Annotated in this window: 13 protein-coding genes and 1 pseudogene; 6 read left to right on the plus strand and 8 right to left on the minus strand. The window is 41.5% G+C overall.

Going from position 1 to position 17,542, the window contains the following annotated elements:
• A partial coding sequence (locus tag AAC147_RS00010) for a hypothetical protein (RefSeq protein ID WP_231571308.1) occupies positions 1 to 210 on the plus strand: 210 nt, incomplete at its 5' end.
• Here AAC147_RS00010 and nagC read toward each other — a convergent pair.
• The 3 genes and pseudogenes from nagC to nagB form a co-directional block, all read right to left on the minus strand.
• Positions 173 to 1,396 carry a DNA-binding transcriptional regulator NagC gene (gene nagC, locus AAC147_RS00015; protein ID WP_047678729.1) on the minus strand — a complete coding sequence of 408 codons (1,224 nt, stop codon included), beginning with the start codon at positions 1,394 to 1,396 and terminating at the stop codon, positions 173 to 175. The genes AAC147_RS00010 and nagC overlap by 38 nt on opposite strands.
• Before the next feature lie 108 nt (positions 1,397 to 1,504).
• Positions 1,505 to 2,656 (minus strand): annotated as a pseudogene (gene nagA, locus AAC147_RS00020) (N-acetylglucosamine-6-phosphate deacetylase); the annotation flags it as partial.
• A gap of 29 nt (positions 2,657 to 2,685) precedes the next feature.
• A complete protein-coding gene (gene nagB / locus AAC147_RS00025; RefSeq protein WP_047678732.1) occupies positions 2,686 to 3,492 on the minus strand; it encodes a glucosamine-6-phosphate deaminase in 807 nt (268 codons plus the stop codon).
• Between the two features lie 333 nt (positions 3,493 to 3,825).
• On the opposite strand from nagB, the gene nagE reads away from it, so the two are divergent.
• The 5 genes from nagE to AAC147_RS00050 all read left to right on the plus strand — a co-directional run bounded on the left by nagE (position 3,826) and on the right by AAC147_RS00050 (position 11,751).
• Positions 3,826 to 5,853: an N-acetylglucosamine-specific PTS transporter subunit IIBC gene (gene nagE, locus AAC147_RS00030; RefSeq protein WP_231571309.1), complete on the plus strand. Its 2,028-nt coding sequence runs from the start codon at positions 3,826 to 3,828 to the stop codon at positions 5,851 to 5,853.
• 229 nt (positions 5,854 to 6,082) lie between these two features.
• A complete protein-coding gene (locus tag AAC147_RS00035; RefSeq protein WP_047678734.1) occupies positions 6,083 to 6,505 on the plus strand; it encodes a glycosyltransferase in 423 nt (140 codons plus the stop codon).
• 38 nt (positions 6,506 to 6,543) lie between these two features.
• Positions 6,544 to 6,864, plus strand: coding sequence for a DegT/DnrJ/EryC1/StrS family aminotransferase (locus AAC147_RS00040; protein ID WP_072032479.1), 321 nt, complete (start codon positions 6,544 to 6,546; stop codon positions 6,862 to 6,864).
• A 287-nt stretch (positions 6,865 to 7,151) separates the two neighbouring features.
• Positions 7,152 to 8,819: a glutamine--tRNA ligase gene (gene glnS / locus AAC147_RS00045; RefSeq protein WP_047678736.1), complete on the plus strand. Its 1,668-nt coding sequence runs from the start codon at positions 7,152 to 7,154 to the stop codon at positions 8,817 to 8,819.
• A gap of 238 nt (positions 8,820 to 9,057) precedes the next feature.
• Positions 9,058 to 11,751: a beta-N-acetylhexosaminidase gene (locus AAC147_RS00050; protein WP_047678738.1), complete on the plus strand. Its 2,694-nt coding sequence runs from the start codon at positions 9,058 to 9,060 to the stop codon at positions 11,749 to 11,751.
• A 116-nt stretch (positions 11,752 to 11,867) separates the two neighbouring features.
• On the opposite strand, the gene fur is transcribed toward AAC147_RS00050, so the two are convergent.
• The 5 genes from fur to AAC147_RS00075 form a co-directional block, all read right to left on the minus strand.
• Positions 11,868 to 12,317, minus strand: a complete 450-nt coding sequence (gene fur / locus AAC147_RS00055; protein WP_038259894.1) for a ferric iron uptake transcriptional regulator — start codon at positions 12,315 to 12,317, stop codon at positions 11,868 to 11,870.
• 204 nt (positions 12,318 to 12,521) lie between these two features.
• The gene (gene fldA / locus AAC147_RS00060) at positions 12,522 to 13,055 is read right to left on the minus strand and encodes a flavodoxin FldA (protein ID WP_047678742.1); all 534 of its coding nucleotides are present in this window, start codon (positions 13,053 to 13,055) and stop codon (positions 12,522 to 12,524) included.
• A 177-nt stretch (positions 13,056 to 13,232) separates the two neighbouring features.
• Positions 13,233 to 13,523 (minus strand): LexA regulated protein, encoded by a 291-nt coding sequence (gene ybfE, locus AAC147_RS00065; RefSeq protein ID WP_047678744.1) that lies wholly within the window; start codon positions 13,521 to 13,523, stop codon positions 13,233 to 13,235.
• A gap of 267 nt (positions 13,524 to 13,790) precedes the next feature.
• Entirely contained in the window at positions 13,791 to 14,381 is a 591-nt protein-coding gene (locus AAC147_RS00070) for a TetR/AcrR family transcriptional regulator (RefSeq protein ID WP_047678746.1), read from the minus strand.
• A 47-nt stretch (positions 14,382 to 14,428) separates the two neighbouring features.
• Positions 14,429 to 17,542 carry an efflux RND transporter permease subunit gene (locus AAC147_RS00075; protein WP_047678748.1) on the minus strand — a complete coding sequence of 1,038 codons (3,114 nt, stop codon included), beginning with the start codon at positions 17,540 to 17,542 and terminating at the stop codon, positions 14,429 to 14,431.

Consider the following 17,542-nt stretch of genomic DNA (forward strand, 5'->3'; position numbering starts at 1 on the left):
CAGCTGAGCTACGTAGCCATCTTTTTTCGCTTTGCCTTCATCGGCGGTGCGGGGCGCATTATGCGTATATCAGACAGATGCGTCAACTGCTTTTTTAAAAAAATATGCGTAATATCGCTTGTTTGTTTGGCTTGTAATCATATTGATGATAAAACCAACGATGTTGGTGAAATTATCCTCCAAGAAGATGTTGCAACAGTACACCATTGAGCATCGCTCGCTTTGTTAAGGCAAATGCACCAATTGCGGAACAGTGATTTAGTTCAGAAACAACGACGGGGAGATCTTCACGGAAGGCTTTTAACGACTGTGTGTTGATGCAGCTTTGAATAGCCGTAAGCAGAACTTGCTCAGCTTCCGTAATATCACCAGCAATAACTATTTTCTGGGGATTAAATAAATTAATGGCGATGGCAATAGCTTTACCAAGATTGTGCCCTACTTGCCTGATAACTTCGACTGCCAGAGGATCTCCCTGATTAGCTGCGAGGCATATGTCACGAATAGTGCAGCTATTTAAGGTTAATTTGCTTGGAAATCCCTGCCGTAATTGATGCTGTACTTTAGCCTCTATTGCTGAGTTAGATACAATAGTTTCCAGACAGCCAAAATTTCCGCAATGGCAACGTTCACCCAGTGGTTCGATTTGGATGTGACCTATTTCTCCCAGATTGCCACGTTTATTGAGCAAAATATTATTATTGATGATAACTCCTGCTCCTGTACCACGGTGAACGCGTACCAGAAGTGAGTCTTCACAATGGCGGGTGGCCCCGAAATAGTGCTCTGCCAACGCAAGGCTGCGAATGTCATGCCCGGTAAAGCAGGAGATATTGAAATGTTTCCGTAGGTTTTGCACCAATGGCCAATTGTCTACTTTTATGTGTGGCATGTAACGAACGATGCCGTTATCGGGATCCACCAAGCCGGGAAGAATGATTGAAATTGCGATCAATTCACGGATCCGCCGCTGATTTTTGGCAATGAAATTCTCAATGGCGCAGATAATCCGTTTTTCGATTTCCTGTTGTGTACTCTCCTGTACGGAGTAGTGCTCTTCGGCTAATTGTTTGGCACTCATATCAAATAATGCAATTGTCGCATCATGGCGTCCGAGCCGTATGCCAATAGTATGAAAGCGGCTGGTTTCTGTAACGATAGAAATAGCCCGACGCCCGCCAGTAGAAGCTTGCTGGTCAATTTCTTTTATCAGGCCGCGTTCTAATAACTGACGTGTGATTTTGGTGACACTGGCGGGCGCAAGCTGGCTTTCTTCTGCAATTTGAATACGGGATATCGGGCCATGTTGGTCTATCAAACGATAGACCACCGCACTATTGAGCTGTTTAACCAGGTCAATATTACCGATTTGCTTCTGTGCATTATGGTTACTCATCAGACTCTATGCTCACGATAGTTCAACTTCGTTTCCGATGTTTCCATTATCAATATCTTTGTTGGCTATGTTTTTGTTCGCTGTTTTTTCGTTAACCACGTTTTCGTGGACTATGTTTCCGTTAACTATGGTCTTGCAGATTTTGAAATTATGTGTGAATGCGGTCAGGTTTGCGACTTTGCCGACTTCAATCGTACCGAGGTGTTTATCAACACCGATGGCTTTGGCTGGATAAAGAGTTGCCATCCGCAATGTTTCATCCAAAGCGATACCGACATGTTCAACACTATTCTTGACGCTCTCTATCATTGTGACTGAGGAGCCGCTTAGTGTGCCATGTGCATCGACACATAATCCATCACGATAATATATTGTTTTATTAGCAAAAGTGAATTGCTCCAGGGTATTTGTCGCTGAATCAAGACCGGCAGGGACGATAGCATCTGTCACAAGAACTAATTTTTCATTTTTCAATCTCTTGGCGCTACGGATATTTGGCCATGATACATGCATACCATCACAAATAATGCCGGCATAGACTTCAGATGTATCATAAATAGCGCTGATTAGCCCAGGTTGGCGGCCGGAAATGGCAGGCATGGCATTATATAAGTGGGTAGAAAAAGTAATGCCATTACGGAACCCTCGCCGGGCCTCTTCATAAGTTGCATTGGAGTGACCAGCAGAAACAATAATACCCGCTTCAGTTAATTGGTGAATGCACTGCTCTTCGACCATCTCAGGAGCAAGGGTAATCTTGGTGATCACATCTGCATTAATACACAAATAATTGACCATCTCAGATGTTGGTTTGCGTATGTAGGCTGGATTGTGAGTCCCTTTTTTTATCGGATTGATGTAAGGCCCTTCCAGATGTAATCCAAGTGCCTGATTAGGATTGTTGACTAAGTAGATACGCATCACTTCAATGGCTTTAATCATCAGTTCATCAGGGCTGGTGATAAGTGTAGGCAGAAAACTGGTACAACCATGACGCTGATTAGTTTCCTGCATAATACGCAGCGTCTCTTCCGTAATGTATTCCAGCCGTTCATTATATTGAACCCCCCCACAGCCATTGACTTGCAGATCAATAAATCCGGGAGAGAGATTTACACCGTGTAAATCGTGTTTTTCAATATGTTCCGGTAATTCATTTTCTGGACAGACTTGCTTAATCAAACCATCTGCAATGATGACAGCATGTCCGTCCAGTCTTTCGTGTCCGGTATAGATAATACAGTTAGTTAAAGCGTACATTCTGGTCTCCTAATCGCCTGAATTAAGTACTAACTGGCGAACTCATTAAGAATTTCCGCCTCTAGCTGGTGAAAATATTTCACTGTTTTTACTCTTAACTCCATCGTTGCAGGTTCATCACAGACGATGATCGCTTTTGGGTGTATCTGCAAACAACTTACTGTCCACATATGGTTAACGTTGCCTTCAATTGCAGCTTGCAGGGCCAAGGCTTTTTGGGCCCCTGTCGCCAAAATCAAGATCTCTTCGGCATCCATTAATGTACCTACACCAATGGTTAAAGCATATTGGGGAACTAAGTCCACATTATTATCGAAAAAACGCGAGTTAGCTGTTCGCGTTTCCAGCGTTAACGTTTTAATCCGGGTACGTGAAGAAAGGGAGGACGCCGGTTCGTTAAAGGCGATATGACCGTCATTACCTACACCGCCCATAAACAGATGGATTTTTCCATACGACTTGATCTTATTTTCATAACGTAAACATTCAGCATCAACATCTTTCGCATTACCATTGAGTAAGTTTATGTTTTCTTTTGGGATATCGATGTGATTAAAGAAATTCTGATGCATGAAAGTGTGGTAACTCTGGGGATGATTTGCAGGAATACCGACATATTCATCCATATTGAAAGTGACGACATGCTTGAAACTGACTTTTCCTGCCTGATATAGCGCGATGAGTTCTTTATAAGTCGCCAGTGGTGTACTGCCAGTGGGCAGGCCGAGTACAAAAGGATGCTCTGTTGTTGGATGAAATTCGTTGATTTTACTAGCAATGTAGTGTGCAGACCATCGACCTACATCACTTGTATTTGTTAGGGGGATCAGCCTCATGATGACCTCTTTAAGCATTATTCATGGTTAAAAATGGAACCATACAAACCGTTGTCGAGGAAAGCCGTCTATCATACCTGTTCTTTGTAATGGTTCTACTTGTCGAAAGTTGAAATGTTATTTTTTATAGTAAAATAAGTTTTTGATTAAGGCCATATTTTGATTAAAAAAATATCAATTGTGGTGATTTTTATCACATATCAGAAGGATTTAATTTGTGATAAAAAATAATTTTTTTAGAATAAAAATATTTTAATAAGAAACACATAAGTGATGTCATTACATCATTCATTAAATAAAAGACTCCATTAATGGAGCTTTAAGGGGGCGTGAGTGAACATTCTAAGTTACTTACAACGGATTGGCCGGGCATTGATGGTGCCCGTGGCAACATTGCCCGCAGCGGCAATACTAGTTGGCGTTGGATATTGGATCGATCCAACGGGTTGGGGGGCCGATAACCCTCTGGCAGCGCTGCTTATTTCATCAGGAAATGCCATTCTCGAAAATATGGCAATATTATTTGCGATTGGGATTGCTTATGGTATGTCGAAAGATAAGGATGGTGCTGCCGCATTGACTGGATTAGTCGGATTTATGGTTGTCCTTAAACTATGCTCTCCTGCAGTCATCGCAATGATTAAAAATATTCCGATTGCTGAAGTGCCAGTCGCATTCAGTAAGATCAATAACCAGTTTGTTGGCATCTTAGTGGGCGTTATTTCAGCCGAACTTTATAACCGTCACAGCCATATTGAATTGCCTCAGGCATTATCATTTTTCAGTGGCCGTCGTTTAGTGCCTATATTGAATTCCTTCTTGATGGTCCTGCTCTCTTTTATCTTGATGTTTATCTGGCCTGTGATTTATAGCTGGCTGGTGGCATTTGGTGAAAGTATTACTAATCTTGGCTCAACGGGGGCAGGGCTTTATGCCTTCTTTAACCGTCTGTTAATACCGATAGGTTTACATCATGCCTTGAATTCAGTTTTTTGGTTTGATGTTGCGGGGATCAATGACATCCCTAACTTCTTGGCAGGAGCAAAATCTATTGCTGAAGGGACAGCCATTCCCGGTATTACCGGGCGTTATCAGGCAGGTTTCTTCCCCATTATGATGTTTGGTCTGCCGGGAGCGGCATTAGCGATTTACCACTGCGCGCGTCCTGAAAACAGAGCAATGGTTGGCGGTATTATGATGGCAGGCGCATTTGCTGCATTCTTTACTGGGGTAACGGAGCCACTTGAATTCTCTTTCATGTTTGTTGCACCTGTACTTTATGTCCTGCATGCCATTATGACGGGGATTTCAGTCTATATTGCGGCGACTATGCACTGGATTGCTGGTTTTGGTTTCACTGCTGGCTTTATTGACCTTCTGCTCTCTTCACGCAATCCGTTGGCCGTTCACTGGTACATGCTTATTCCACAAGGTTTGGTCTTCTTCTGTCTCTACTATGTGATATTTCGTTTCACGATCAAAAAGTTCAACCTGTTGACACTGGGGCGTGAATTGTTCTCCACCGGACAAACGGATGGTTATGATATCGATATGGCTGCAAAAACCATTGGCCCAGGTAATATTGAGGAAGAAGCGTATAAATATATTGCAGCAGTAGGCGGTTCAGGCAATTTAACGGGTATTGACTCCTGTATTACCCGTTTACGCTTATCAGTAAAAGACTCAGGTTTGATTAATGAACAAGCAGTCAAGCGGCTTGGCGCTTCCGGGATTATCCGTCTGAACAAAGAGAGTGTTCAGATTATTATTGGAACCCGCGCAGAATTGGTCGCCAATGCCATGAAGAAGGTTATCACCAAAGGACCTATTGCGGCTGAAACAGAACACCAGGCTTCAAAGCCTGACATTCAGGTAAAAAAAGATCGTAAGTCGCAAGAAAAAGTCATTTTAACCTTAATGGCTCCTGTAACAGGTGAATTGGTTAAATTAGAGGATGTCCCGGATGAAGCTTTTTCCAGCAAATTAGTGGGTGATGGGATTGCTATTAAACCGACCTCTGATACTGTTTTTTCACCGATTTCAGGTACGATAGTGAAAGTGTTCGATACTAATCATGCACTGTGTATTGAGGCAGATGACGGTGTTGAAGTGATTATCCACATGGGCATTGATACCGTTTCTTTACAAGGTAAGGGGTTTGAGCGTTTGGTTGAAGAAGGTGTAAAAGTGACAGTAGGGGAGCCATTATTGAAATTGGATCTTGAATACCTGAACACTCATGCTAAGTCAATGATAAGTCCGATTGTTATCAGTAATATTGATGACTATGCGGGTATCAGTATCATGGCTGAACGTCATGTTATTGCTAAAGAATCAAATTTATTTCAGGTAATGAAATAGATTAATCTATTTCTCCTTCCAGGCTAACGGTGATCGTTTCGACGATCACCGAATGATATAAAAATACTTCATTTGAATAGTTCTAATAATAAAGAACAATAAAAACTAAATCATTTTATATATTTATCTAATTTATCATTGATGTTATTGGATTTTTATCAGTTAAGAGTGTAAGCAGAGCGCTTAATAAGAGAAGGTTATAATTTTTATTTTTGGATTAGGAGGGAAAATGTCAGGGTGTTTTTCTGAAGATAAAATGAAACAATATTTGAAGTATTGGGATGATAGGGGTTATATCATTATTGAATCTGCGGTGAGCAGGCAACAAGTACGGGAAACAATATCGGATAAAAACAATTTTCATGATAGTGATATAGCAAAAATAAAACAGAATTATTGTGATGTTATGGTCATTTCTAATTGTGGAAACTATGGGAAAGGATACAGCATTCGGCGAGGTGTTGATTTGGCAAATGGAAAATATATCTGTTATACCAATATTGACTTCCCAATAAAAGAATCTGATTTTTTTAATGCCTATAATCAGATTAAATATAATAATATTGATTTAGTGATAGGGGAGCGTTTTTTAAACAATAAATCAAAGGCTAATTTTTACCGAAAAATAACCAGTAAAATTTTTCTAAAATAAAAGCGCTTATTACAGAGAAGACGAAAGCTATTATCGTTGTGCATCTTTATGATGTTGTTTGCGATATGGATCCTATACTCGCTATTACCCGTAAATATAATCTCAAAGTAATAGAAGACAGCGCCCAATGTTTGGGAGGTCAATATAAAGGTAAACCTGTCGGTACAATTGGTGATGTCAGTACATTTAGTTTCTGTCAGTCAAAACATTTTACCCAAAAGAGTAGACATCGCCTGAATCAGTCAATTATCGTGATGTTGTGTGTGAGACGGTTCGCTCTTTATTACCCCGAACAATCAGCCTGTATTTGCATCCTGGTTGGAGCGAAGAGCATATTATTTATTGTGCGGATCAGTTAATTGTGGTGCTGGAAAATCATCGCATTTGCTGATCTTACTTGGTGCTATTATTGAACGCCCCATGAGAAAAACGACAAGCCATTTTTTTATAATGGCTTGTCAGTATCCTTCACAGTTTTTAACGGAAAGTTAACGATATTGTACATAATTCATTGTACATAAATCGCTTTTTAGTACTAACTTTGCCCTTTTCGTCCATTTTCCATTAACTAAGTGTTGTTTCTCGGTTCAGCTTAATAGATTATAAAGGGTTTATTGAAACGCTTTTTGCATTGAGGAATAAAACGATGAGTGAGGCAGATGCTCGCCCGACAAACTTTATTCGTCAGATAATTGACGAAGATTTAGCAACTGGTAAACATACATCCGTACATACCCGTTTCCCACCTGAACCTAATGGCTATCTGCATATTGGACATGCGAAGTCGATCTGCCTGAATTTTGGCATCGCACAAGATTACCAGGGGCAATGCAACCTGCGTTTTGACGATACTAACCCGGTTAAAGAAGATATTGAGTACGTTGAATCGATTAAAAATGACGTCCAGTGGCTAGGATTTCAGTGGAGTGGTGATATTCGCTACTCTTCTAACTATTTCGATAATCTGTATGAATATGCGCTTGAATTGATCAATAAAGGTTTGGCGTATGTCGATGAGTTAAACCCAGATGAGATCCGCGAATATCGTGGTACGTTAAAAGAGCCGGGTAAAAATAGCCCGTACCGCGATCGCAGTGTGGAAGAGAACCTTGCCCTGTTCGAAAAAATGCGTGCTGGTGAATTTGCTGAAGGTAAAGCTTGTCTGCGGGCAAAAATTGACATGGCTTCTCCATTCATTGTCATGCGCGATCCGGTTCTGTATCGCATTAAATTTGCAGAACATCACCAATCTGGTAATAAATGGTGCATTTATCCGATGTACGATTTCACCCATTGTATTTCTGATGCCCTGGAAAGGATCACTCACTCTATATGTACGTTAGAGTTTCAGGATAACCGTCGTTTGTATGACTGGGTATTGGATAACATCACCATTGATTGCCATCCACGTCAGTATGAGTTTTCTCGTCTCAATCTGGAATACACGGTGATGTCCAAGCGTAAACTGAACCAGCTGGTGACAGAAAACGTTGTTGATGGTTGGGATGACCCACGTATGCCAACGATTTCCGGCTTGCGTCGTCGTGGCTATACTTCTGCTGCGATCCGTGAATTCTGCCGTCGTATCGGGGTGACTAAACAGGATAACAACGTTGAAATGGCCGCGTTGGAATCTTGTATCCGTGATGATTTGAATGAAAACGCGCCGCGTGCTATGGCAGTTCTTGATCCGGTAAAACTGGTGATTGAGAATATGCCGGAAGGTGAAGTCATTCTGACAATGCCTAACCATCCAAATAAACCAGAAATGGGTAGTCGTGAAGTGCCTTTCAGCCGTGAAATTTATATTGATCGCGCAGACTTCCGTGAAGAAGCAAACCGTCAGTATAAGCGTTTGGTTCTCGGTAAAGAAGTTCGTCTGCGTAACGCTTATGTGATTAAAGCTGAACGTGTCGAAAAAGATGAAAAAGGTAATATCACTACTATTTATTGTCACTATGATGAGCAGACGCTGAATAAAGATCCGGCTGACGGTCGCAAAGTGAAGGGGGTTATTCACTGGGTCAGTGCCGCACATGCTGCCCCTGCGGAATTCTATCTGTATGACCGTCTGTTCAGTGTACCGAACCCAGGGGCAGAAGAGGATTTCCTGTCTACGATTAATTCAGAGTCATTAGTGGTACGTAAAGGTTTTGTTGAACCGGGGCTGGCAAAAGCACAGTCGGAAAAAACGTATCAGTTCGAGCGTGAAGGGTATTTCTGTGCTGACAGCAAACTCTCAAGTCCTGAACGTTTAGTATTTAACCGTACTGTAGGCTTGCGTGATACTTGGGCGAAAATCTCTAAAGAATAATGTAAGTTGAATACACGAAAAAAGCGTGATTATTATCGCGCTTTTTTTATGCTTAAAAGTCTCGTAATGAAAATTAACTCCTCCTGCCAAGATTAAAAATTGCCTTATAGTCACATTTTGTATAGGGTTATTTCGCATTGATGCTATGTTGCGCAAAACCGTTGTACAAAACCGTTTTGTGATATCAAAAACAGTCTTCTGTTCTGGGCCAAAATAAAAAACTCGGACGAGGTCATTAATGAAAAGCATTAAATTACACACTTTAGCAGCAATTATCATGGCGGCTGGGTTCACGGCAGGTACTTATGCGGAAAATATTCATGCGGAAATGTCATCACAGCAGATAGTGGATTCACTTAGTCAGTTAAGCGTGAATTTTAGCATCGTAGACAACCAGGCCGGATCACATGGGACTGATTGTGCCATCTTAGGTGCAAATGGGGCCGCTTGTAATCGGGTTAATATCACACTGACCAATGGCGATCAGGTAATTGATTCTGCCGATTGGGCACTCTATTTTCATAGCATTCGCCAAATTCTGAACGTTGATCATGAGCAATACAAAATCACGCATATCACAGGTGATTTGCATAAATTAGAACCGACAGAAAAGTTCAGTGGGATCAAGGCCAAAGAGAAGATCTCACTGCCTATTATTGGTGAATACTGGCAGATTTACAGTACAGATTTTATGCCACGCTGGTATGCCACTTCCGGTGATGCGATTCCCAAGGTACTGACTAATACTGATACTGAGGATCTGAGTGCATTTTTATCTGATTTTAAAGGGGAGCAGTGGAAACGAACGACGACAGATAACAATATCCTGATGACACCTGAAAGCCGTTTTGAGAAAAACAGCCAGATGTCATTAATGGATGAGGTTAAATTGCGTGGGCAAATTATCCCAACGCCCAGAAAATTGTCCATTCATTCACAGGATGTCAATTTGTCTCATGGAGTGAGATTGGAACTGGGAGGGTTGAGTAACGCTTCAATTCGGGTTATCCGAGAGCGTTTTGCTGATTATAACATTAAGTTAACCGATAGCGGTTATCGGGTTGCGACTCAGATTAATGCTGACAAATTTACCGGTGATTGGCGGGTTAAAGGGGCTTATTCCCTGAATATCACGACTAAGGGAGCGCAAATTGTTGCTTTTGATGAATCCGGTGTATTTTATGGACTGCAATCACTGTTTTCTCTTCTTCCGGCCAATGGTGTACCGAAAATAGCCACATTAACAGCAAAAGATGCACCCAGATTTGAATATCGGGGGATTTTTCTCGATGTCGGACGGAATTTCCATAGTAAAGAAGCGGTCTTGCGTCTGCTCGATCAAATGGCGGCTTATAAACTGAATAAATTCCATTTCCATTTGAGTGATGATGAAGGCTGGCGTCTGGAAATTCCCGGTTTACCGGAATTAACAGAAATTGGCAGCAAACGTTGTCATGATTTAACTGAGACACAATGTTTGCTACCGCAATTAGGCTCAGGGCCAGCAAGTAATAATATGGGAAGTGGCTATTTTAGCCGTCAGGATTACATTGATATCTTGAAATATGCTAAGGCTCGTCAGATAGAGGTGATCCCAGAAATTGATATTCCGGCCCATGCCCGTGCAGCGGTAATGTCTATGGAAGCCCGTTATAAAAAGTTGGTGGCAGAAGGAAAGCTACAGGAAGCCAATGAGTACCGTTTGCTCGATCCGACGGATACCTCAAATACGACATCTGTACAGTTTTACGATCGCCATAGCTATCTGAACCCGTGTATGGATTCTTCCAAACGTTTTGTTGACAAAGTCATCAGTGAAATTGTTGCCATGCACAAAGAAGCCGGGACATCACTGAAAACATGGCACTTTGGCGGTGATGAAGCGAAAAATATTCGTTTAGGGGCGGGTTATCAGGATAAAGATGGCCCAATTGAACCGGGTAAAGGGATCATAAATAAAAAAATCGAAGACAAACCATGGGCAAAATCTCAGGCTTGTCAAAAAATGATTGCGAAGGGTACTATCAAAGATGTTGATGAGCTGGCCAGTTACTTTGCGATTGAAGTGAGTAAGATTGTCAATGCTCATGGTATTGAGGCGATGCAGTCATGGCAGGATGGTCTGAAACATGCAAAATCGGCGAAAGACTTTGCTACTCAGTATGTTACGGTAAACTTTTGGGATACGCTCTATTGGGGAGGTTATGATTCCGTTAATGACTGGGCAAACAAAGATTATCGTGTCGTTGTTTCCAGTCCTGATTATGTTTACCTGGATATGCCGTATGAAGTCAATCCGAAAGAGCGGGGCTATTATTGGGCATCCCGTTTTAATGATGAAGCCAAAATCTTCAGTTTTGCACCAAATAATATGCCACAAAATGCCGAAACTTCGATGGATATCAATGGTAATTACTTCAATACCACCAGTAATAAACGTTGGCCGGGGGCGTATGGAATGTCAGGGCTATTATGGAGTGAAACGGTACGTACTGATCAGCAAATGGAATATATGATTTATCCGCGTTTGCTGCCGCTGGCGGAACGTGCATGGCATCAAGCTGAATGGGAACAGAATTACCAACAGGGCAGGGAATATAAAGGCGGAATCACACGGTATATTGAAACCGATAAACTCAATAATGATTGGCGTCGTTTTGCCAATTTAATGGGGCAACGTGAGATGGCAAAACTGGATAAGGCGCATGTTGCATATCGATTACCAATACCGGGAGCAAGAATTGTGTCAGGGACATTGGAAGCAAACATTGCCTTGCCGGGGCTGGCAATTCAGTACTCGTTGAATGATGGTAAAACTTGGGAAATTTATGATGACAGACAAAGACCGCACGTTGAAGGTAATGTGAAAGTCCGTTCTGTTAGCACTGATGGTAAGCGTTTTAGTCGAATTGAAGACGTATATCAAAAATAATCGCCTGTAAAAAAAGCAACCTGCCGATTAGCTTAGGCTAATCGGCAGCAGCTTCTTTTGACAAGAGCAGATATTGGAAGTGAGTAGTATGTATCACTTCTTACCGTGCCTTCTTATCATGCTTTCTCATCATGTAACGTACTATCTTTGCGGCAATCACCTGTAGTACAGTGACCATACAGATAGAGACTATGATTTGACAACTTGATTCCATGACGTGCAGCAATATCTTTCTGACGTTCTTCAATGGACTCATCGCTGAACTCAATCACTTTACCACAGTCGAGGCAAATAAGATGGTCATGGTGATGTTGCTGAGTGAGTTCAAAAACCGATTTACCGCCTTCAAAATTATGGCGAGTGACAATGCCGGCATCATCGAACTGGTTCAACACGCGATAGACAGTGGCGAGGCCAATCTCTTCACCGATATCAATCAGTTTTTTATAGAGATCTTCCGCACTGACATGATGGCATTCTGGGTCCTGTAGCACTTCCAGAATTTTCAGGCGAGGAAGTGTTACTTTAAGTCCAGCATTTTTCAATGCTTTATTGTTGTCGGTCATGCGGATTCAGTCCTGTAACTTGAGTTTAGTGAACTTGTGATACTTGGGGTATCGTGAGAGAATCATGATTTAGTTTCACGCTGTAGATTATAGGCATGGATATTGAAAATGAAAACCATGCCCACCTCGCTATCATGACACATAATTCAAGAATTATCCCGCGCAAAAGGTAATTGTTTCCTTATATACACACGCGGATATCTTTTATGCGCCGAGGATCTCTGACAGGCTCATTTCAGTCTTAATCTGCTGTACCCAAGCATCAACACGCTCTTCGGTCAATTCTGGTTGGCGATCTTCATCAATAGCAAGACCAATGAAGTGATTATCGTCAGCCATACCTTTAGAGACTTCAAAATGATACCCTTCAGTTGGCCAGTGACCAACAATAATTGCACCACGAGGTTCAATAATATCGCGGATGGTGCCCATAGCATCACAGAAATATTCTGCATAATCTTCCTGATCACCACAACCAAACAGGGCAACTAACTTCCCTTCAAAATTGATCTCTTCCAGAGTTGGGAAGAAATCATCCCAGTCACATTGAGCTTCGCCGTAATACCAGGTTGGAATGCCTAGCAGCAGGATATCGAAGGCTTCAAGATCTTCCTTGCTGCTTTTGGCAATATCGTGAACTTCCGCAACATCAGCACCGCCCAGTTTTTCTTGGATCATTTTGGCAATGTTCTCTGTGTTGCCAGTGTCGCTGCCGAAGAATATACCTATTATTGCCATAAAGTAGATTAACCTCTTGTTCTATTAGTAGTGTATGAAATCTATACACGTCACGCTGAAATCAGCAGGAAAAATAGCAGTTTTATTAAAATGAAAAACGTTATTTTGACCAAACATCAGTGACAAGTCTGTCAGATTTGTGTGGTGACGCCGCTTCATTCTGTTGAATTAAAGCCGTTAATTGGTAAGGCGATTCTCTGTTGCCAGTTGAGCCAGCAACATCTGTTCAATCAATTCACTGCGGCTGATATTGCGCTGTTTTGCCAGATGGTTGAGAGCGCCAACAGCATCTTCATTGAGTTTTAGTTCCACCCGACGCAGTCCTTTGACTTTATCCCGGCGCAACTGGTTGCGTTTATTGATCCTAAGCTGTTCATCTCTGGACAGCGGATTTGTTTTAGGTCGCCCTGGCCTGCGTTCATCTGCGAACAAATCCAGTGTGGTGCGATCAGTTTGTTCTTTTGCCATAAATTCGATTGATAAAGGGCGTGTACCAATAATATAGCGGGCAATGATACCTTAGCTGGACGCGTGTCGCTACTGGTTGATGGGAGAGATTGTTGGTTGATTAGAGGGATTGTCGGGTTCAGCTAAAATTCAGACATAATAATGTCGGGAAAGTGGTGTATAGCGTGATGTATAACAAGTACGGTGTGAAAAAGAAATAAAATGGAGAAAAAGAGTCGCATTGGTCTGATTAAGGCAAATGCCTTAATCAGAAAGCGGTTGTAAGAGTTATGGAGTAAAGGCTTTTCGTATTAAATAAATAAGAGCATCAAGGCCTTCACGCCATTTAAAATCAGATCCCATGATTTGCCTTCCGATAGCACCGTCAACGGCGATCATCAACCAGGAAGCAGTCTGTTCAGCATTAAGTTTTTTATCAATTTCCCCATTCTCAATGCCTTTATTGAGTAGTCGCGTAAAACGCTCCCGGACTTTTTTCTCATTCTCGATAAATATCTTATTAATAGCAGGATTCCGGCTGGCCTCAGCGATAATCTCAATACTAAGGCGTGCATAGCCGGGTTCGTTATAGAGTTGTATCAGCTTTTCCAACAATTTTTCTATTGTGGCAACCACTGAATTTTCATCATGACAGGCAGCTAAAATTTCGTCATAGTCGTGACTGTCTTCTTCTGCAATCGCTTCAATAATGGCACTCTTGGTTGGATAGTAATGAAACAGGTTGCCGGGACTCATACCTGCTGCTTTGCAGATTTCTGCTGTTGATGTTGCATGAAATCCCTTCTCGATAAAACAGGAGATAGCCGCATCAATAATATGTTTACGTTTGGCTCGCTGTTTTTCGGTCTGTTTTTTCACCTTATATTCCTCCAAAGGCTAGATACAGAATCAAATTGATTCATCTATCAATGATAATTGAGATCGTCTTTTGTTACCGATGACAATTTTCTAAGATATGGAACGATATAGTTTTTAAAATCATCCACATAACTGTAAATAACGGGCACAAACAGCAAACTTAGCAATGTTGAACTGAGTAACCCACCAATGACGGCAATCGCCATCGGCGCACGGAAACTGGTATCTGCGCCGCTGGTGACTACCAGAGGGATCATCCCGGCAATCATGGCAATTGTTGTCATGATAATTGGCCTGACACGCTCTCTTCCTGCCTGAATAATGGCGTCAGTTCGTGACATACCAGAGCGGGATTTTTCGAGAATAAACTCAACCAGTAAGATTGAGTTTTTGGTGACAATTCCCATTAGCATTAATATGCCGATAATAACGGGCATATCAATCGTGGCATTATAGATAAGTAAAGCGATAATGGCACCACCGATAGCAAATGGCAGGGCAATCAGAATCGTCATGGGTTGTAAGAAATCTTTGAACAGAATCATCAGAATAGCCAATACCATCAGGATACTAAGCATCATGGTGGTAGAGAAACGTTCAAACATCTCATTCATGTATTCAATATCACCATATTGGATTCTTTTAACTTCTGGTGGCAATTTTTTCAATGTTGGTAATTGATTGATCTGCTCTAGTGCAGTGCCAATTGCGATACCATTCAGATCAGCCTCAATCACAGCTTTACGCTGTCTGGAAATGCGTTCTATAGTGTCAGGCCCTGAACCAAAGGAGATATCAGCGACCGATTTTATCGGGACATTAACCCCAGATGTGCTGTTAACGTACATATTACTTAGCACATTCAGATTATCCCTGTCCTCTTTGGATAATAAGACACGGATCGGAACCTGTCTGTCTGGTAAATTAAATTTAGAGACATTGGCGTTGATTTCACCGATAGTTGCGGTCTTAATCACTGCACCAATAGCATCTGTTGTTACTCCCGCTCTGGCAGCCTCAGCAATATTCGGGGTGATGATAATTTCCCGTTTGGGTAATGGTTGCAAAATTTGAATATTCTTTAATCCATTCAACTGCATCATTTCCTGACGCAACTGTCTTGTTGTCTGAGCCAGAATTTCTGGATAATCACTGGCTAAAACAATCGAAACATCCCGATTTCCATCACTACTGCCAAAGGTATAGCGAATATCCGGCGTTGCATCTAAGATAGGCGTCAGTGACTGTTCAAACTCTTTTTGTGACAATTTGCGATCATTGATGGGCACTAAATTGACGATAATAGTGCTTTTGCTTTGATTAATATCGCCGGCTGTTCCTTCAACACCTGCAATAGAGAAAATATCTACAATTTCTGGACGGGCTTTAAACTGTTTAATAATCTGCTGTAAAAGTTTATCGCTTTGCGCCACCTGTGTTCCGGGTGGGGCTTCAATATCTATTCTAGCGATACTGATATCGGATTTAGGTAAAAAGCCAGAGGGTAATAGCTCAAGCAGACTGAGTGAACCAAACAGAAAAACGACAGCTAATGCTAAGGCTGTTTTGCGAAATTTTAGTGTCTTATCCAGAATGGCAACATATTTCTTGATCCATTTCGGTGTTTCGGCTTTACCTGTTTCACTGTTTTGTTCAGACAATGCTTTTTTCGTTGATGCCTTTTTCGGTAATAACAGATAAGCGGACATCAGAGGAGTTACCATTCTGGCAACCAGTAAGGATGATAAAACTGCCGCAGATACGGTAATGCCGAAGGGGACAAAATATTTACCTACGAAACCGCCAACAAAGCTGACCGGCAGGAAAACAGCGACAATCGTAATAGTAATCGCGATGATTGCGAACCCAATGGCATTGGATGCCTTGATCGCTGCAATATAAGGCCTTTCTCCTCTTTCAATATATTTTTCTATGTTCTCTATTTCGACTATCGCATCATCAACTAAAATACCGATTACCAGCGTTAATGCTAATAATGTGATGCTATTTAATGTGTAACCAAATAAATGCAGAATAACAAATGTGGGTAAAATAGATAATGGCAACGCAATTGCTGCAATTAAAGTAGCACGCCAACTTTTCAGGAAGAAAAACACCACAATGACTGTTAATATTGCACCTTCGATTAATGTCTGCATAGTGGCGTTATAACTGGCCACTGTGTATTTCACATTTGATGAAACAAGTTTAATGTTAACATCAGGATTCTCGTTTTTAATTCTCTCTAATGCTTTTGTGACTCCTTTTTCTACCACGGTATCACTTGAACCTTTAGTGCGGAATACGGCAAAACCAATAACAGGTTTACCGTTCAGACGGGAAATAGACGTTGTTTCTGAATGGGAGTCTTTAATCGTGGCAATATCGCCCAAAGTGACCCAGTTATTATTCTCTAAAGGAAACTTTAATTTACGCAGATAATCTAATTGATTTTTGGCTCCTAAGATACGGATAGAATGACCTTGCTCTGCTATAACCATTCTCCCGCCAGGAATATTGGCATTACTCTGGAGCAATAACCGATTAATATCTGCAACACTGATCTTTAACGCAGCCAGTTTTACCGGGTCGGGTTCAACCAGTATTTCTCTGTTTGTCCCACCCGAACGGCTTATTTTTTGTACCCCTGGTACAGTTAATAGATGCTTACTTAATTTGTCATCAACAAACCAGGATAATTCGGTTAAATTTTTACTCTTTGACTGAACGGCATAATTCAGAATAGCTCCGCCTTCTACATCAATACGGTTTATTAAAGGCTCATCTATATTTTGAGGTAATTCTGCCCGAATTTGGGTAATTTGCTCACGAATATCATTAACGGCGACATTAGGATCAACCTTCAAATTAAATTCAATAACCGTTATAGAGACACCATCAGTAATGGTTGAGTTAATATGCCGAATTCCCGGTAAGCCAGAAACTGCCCGTTCGATAGGTTGAGTCACTGCATTTTCTAATTCAGAAGGTGAAGCACCACTTTGTGAAGTGGTTACAGTCACAACCGGAAAATTAATCACAGGGTTGGCATTAATGGGTAACTCAGAAAAGGAAAATAACCCGGCGATAGTGAGAGCCAAGAAAATAACAATAGTGGGAATTGGCTTTCTGATAGCCCATTCTGATAATTGAAACTTCAT

The organism is Xenorhabdus sp. NBAII XenSa04 (genome assembly GCF_963866145.1).
GTDB lineage: Bacteria > Pseudomonadota > Gammaproteobacteria > Enterobacterales > Enterobacteriaceae > Xenorhabdus > Xenorhabdus indica.

Bases quoted from the DNA above. Each gene is read 5' to 3' on its own strand.
- AAC147_RS00035 (WP_047678734.1), top strand. From the start codon at position 6,083: ATGTCAGGGTGTTTTTCTGAAGATAAAATGAAACAATATTTGAAGTAT.
- AAC147_RS00050 (WP_047678738.1), top strand. From the start codon at position 9,058: ATGAAAAGCATTAAATTACACACTTTAGCAGCAATTATCATGGCGGCT.
- AAC147_RS00075 (WP_047678748.1), bottom strand. From the start codon at position 17,542: ATGAAGTTTCAATTATCAGAATGGGCTATCAGAAAGCCAATTCCCACT.
- fldA (WP_047678742.1), bottom strand. From the start codon at position 13,055: ATGGCAATAATAGGTATATTCTTCGGCAGCGACACTGGCAACACAGAG.
- nagB (WP_047678732.1), bottom strand. From the start codon at position 3,492: ATGAGGCTGATCCCCCTAACAAATACAAGTGATGTAGGTCGATGGTCT.
- glnS (WP_047678736.1), top strand. From the start codon at position 7,152: ATGAGTGAGGCAGATGCTCGCCCGACAAACTTTATTCGTCAGATAATT.
- fur (WP_038259894.1), bottom strand. From the start codon at position 12,317: ATGACCGACAACAATAAAGCATTGAAAAATGCTGGACTTAAAGTAACA.
- nagC (WP_047678729.1), bottom strand. From the start codon at position 1,396: ATGAGTAACCATAATGCACAGAAGCAAATCGGTAATATTGACCTGGTT.
- ybfE (WP_047678744.1), bottom strand. From the start codon at position 13,523: ATGGCAAAAGAACAAACTGATCGCACCACACTGGATTTGTTCGCAGAT.